The organism is Aeromonas sp. HMWF014 (assembly GCF_963878295.1).
In the GTDB taxonomy this organism is placed as follows: Bacteria; Pseudomonadota; Gammaproteobacteria; order Enterobacterales; family Aeromonadaceae; genus Aeromonas; species Aeromonas popoffii.
Genome location: NZ_CAWNYS010000165.1, coordinates 1 through 2,507 on the forward strand (window position 1 = coordinate 1; position 2,507 = coordinate 2,507).

Below are 2,507 nucleotides of genomic sequence, written 5' to 3' on the forward strand. Positions count from 1 at the left end.
ATCCTGGGCTTCGATGCGCTCAAGGGCCGCTTCCAGTGATTTGCCTGACGACGTGCCTGCATCCAGCATGGCCAGCCCCAGACTGTTGGCCTCTTGCGCCACCAGTGCCAGGCTGACGTCCTGACCACGGCCCTTGAGGGCGCGGGCTATGTTGCTGGCGGCGTCGATCAGTGCCGGGGTGCGAGCCCCCGAACCTGCGATGATGAGCGGTTTTTTGGCATTGCCCAGCAGGTCGGCCCAGCGCGCGGCTTGCGCCTGCTGCTCTTGGCCGAGGTCGGACAGGGCCGGCGCCGAGCTGTCGAGCAGATGGGTGATGGCAAAGCCGAGGCGGGCTTGATCCGCGTGGGGGGCGTGCAGTTTTTCTGCCGCCACGTCATCGAGGCGGGTGCTGTCCAGGCTAGTGATGAGCAGCGGGTAGCGCGCATTCTGGCCCAGGGTCTGCACCGCGGCGACCTGCCACACGTCCACCTTCATCTTGCGGGCGATGTCGCGCGCCTTGCCCTTGACCGATTGGCGCAGGGCCAGGGCGATGCGGGCGGCGCTCATGGTGACATCTTCACCCAGCAGCAGAATGGCGTCGGCCTCTTCCATGTCCCGCAGGCTCGGGGTACGAATACCGCCGTGTTGCAGTATGTGCAGCATCTTTTGCAGGCACTCCCATTCGCTCTGCTCGACGCCGCAATAGAAGTTGTCGGTACCTACCAGTTCGCGCAGGGCGAAGTTGCTCTCCAGCGATGCGCGGGGAGAGCCGATGCCGATGACGCCGGCGGCGGTGCGCAGGGCATCGGCGGCGCGGTTCAGGGCGCCGTCCACCGTGATGGTCAGCTTGTCGTTGCCGTCACGCAGCAATGGTTGACGCGGGCGATCTGCCAGATTGACGTAGCCATAGCCAAAGCGGCCCCGATCGCACAGGAAGTAGTGGTTGAGGCCACCGTGGAAGCGGTTCTCGATGCGGCGCAGCTCGCCGTAGCGCTCGCCCGGGCTGATGTTGCAACCGACCGAGCATTGCTGGCAGATGCTGGGGGCAAACTGCATGTCCCACTTGCGGTTGTAACGCTCGGAGTGGGTCTTGTCGGTGAAGACGCCGGTGGGGCAGACCTCCACCAGGTTGCCGGAAAATTCACTCTCCAGAGTGCCATCTTCGACCCGGCCGAAATAGACGTTGTCGTGGGCGCCATAGACACCCAGATCCTCCCCGCCAGCGTAGTCCTTGTAATAACGCACACAGCGATAACAGGCGATGCAGCGGTTCATCTCGTGATTGATGAAGGGGCCCAGTTCCTGATTCTGGTGGGTACGCTTGGTGAAGCGGTAGCGACGGCTGTTGTGGCCTGTCATCACCGTCATGTCCTGCAGGTGGCAGGCACCACCCTCTTCACAGACCGGGCAGTCGTGGGGGTGGTTGGTCATTTGCCACTCCACCACGCACTTGCGAAACTCTTTCGCCTCTTCATCTTCGATGGAGATATAGGTGCCATCGGTAGAGGGGGTCATGCAGGACATGACCAGGCGGCCGCGCTTGTCGTCGGCATTCTGATACTGCTTGACCGCACACTGGCGGCAGGCGCCGACGCTACCCAGCGCCGGATGCCAGCAAAAATAGGGGACGTCCAAGCCTAAGGAGAGACAGGCTTGCAGCAGGTTGTCTGCCCCGTCTACCTCGTACTCTTTACCGTCTACAAAAATGGTGGCCATACAACTTCCCTGACATCAATTAGATAAAACGCACAGATTGGATCAGCCGGCAGGCGTAATCAGACAATGGCGTCATCAAACATTTGTGAACCCTGGTTTGCACCGGTTTTGCATGAGACTGCCAATCCTCGTCTTACCAGCGTTCACCCAGCAGATTGGGCTGGATCCCTTTGAACAGCGTGTGATTATCCTGCGGTCCCTTGATCCCGGCCTCGAACTCGGCGCGGAAATACTTGAGGGCGCTGCCAAGTGGCTCGACGGCGCCGGGGGCGTGGGCACAGAAGGTTTTGCCGGGCCCCAGGAAGTTGCACAGTTGCTCCAGGGTCGCCAGATCCCCAGGTTGACCCTGGCCCCGTTCCAGCGCCCGCAGCAGCTTGACGCTCCAGGGCAGGCCGTCGCGACAGGGGGTGCACCAGCCACAGGATTCGCGGGCGAAGAACTCTTCCATGTTGCGCAAGAGCCCCACCATGTTGATGCTGTCATCCACCGCCATGGCGAGGCCGGTGCCCATGCGGGTGCCGACCTTGCCGATGCCGCCGGCATACATCTGGGCATCCAGGTGCTCGGGCAGCAGGAAGCCGGTACCGGCTCCGCCCGGTTGCCACGCCTTGAGGCGGTAGCCGGGTTTCATGCCACCGGCGTAGTGCTCGAACAGTTCACGGGCCGTGATGCCAAAGGGCAGCTCCCAGAGCCCGGGGTTGTTCACCTTGCCGGAAAAACCCATCAGCTTGGTGCCGTGATCTTCCGAGCCCGGCAGCGCTAATCCCTGATACCAAGCCACGCCGTTGCCGATAATGGCGGGTACGTTGCAC

At 62.4% G+C, this 2,507-nt stretch carries 2 protein-coding genes; both read right to left on the reverse strand.

From position 1 onward, the window contains the following. The coding region (gene nuoG, locus AAC083_RS06550; RefSeq protein WP_146181535.1) for an NADH-quinone oxidoreductase subunit NuoG at positions 1-1,695 on the reverse strand (1,695 nt) is incomplete at its 3' end. Between the two features lie 133 nt (positions 1,696-1,828). Beyond that, positions 1,829-2,507, reverse strand: a 679-nt coding sequence (locus AAC083_RS06555) for an NADH-ubiquinone oxidoreductase-F iron-sulfur binding region domain-containing protein (protein ID WP_181364588.1), incomplete at its 5' end; no start/stop codon positions are given.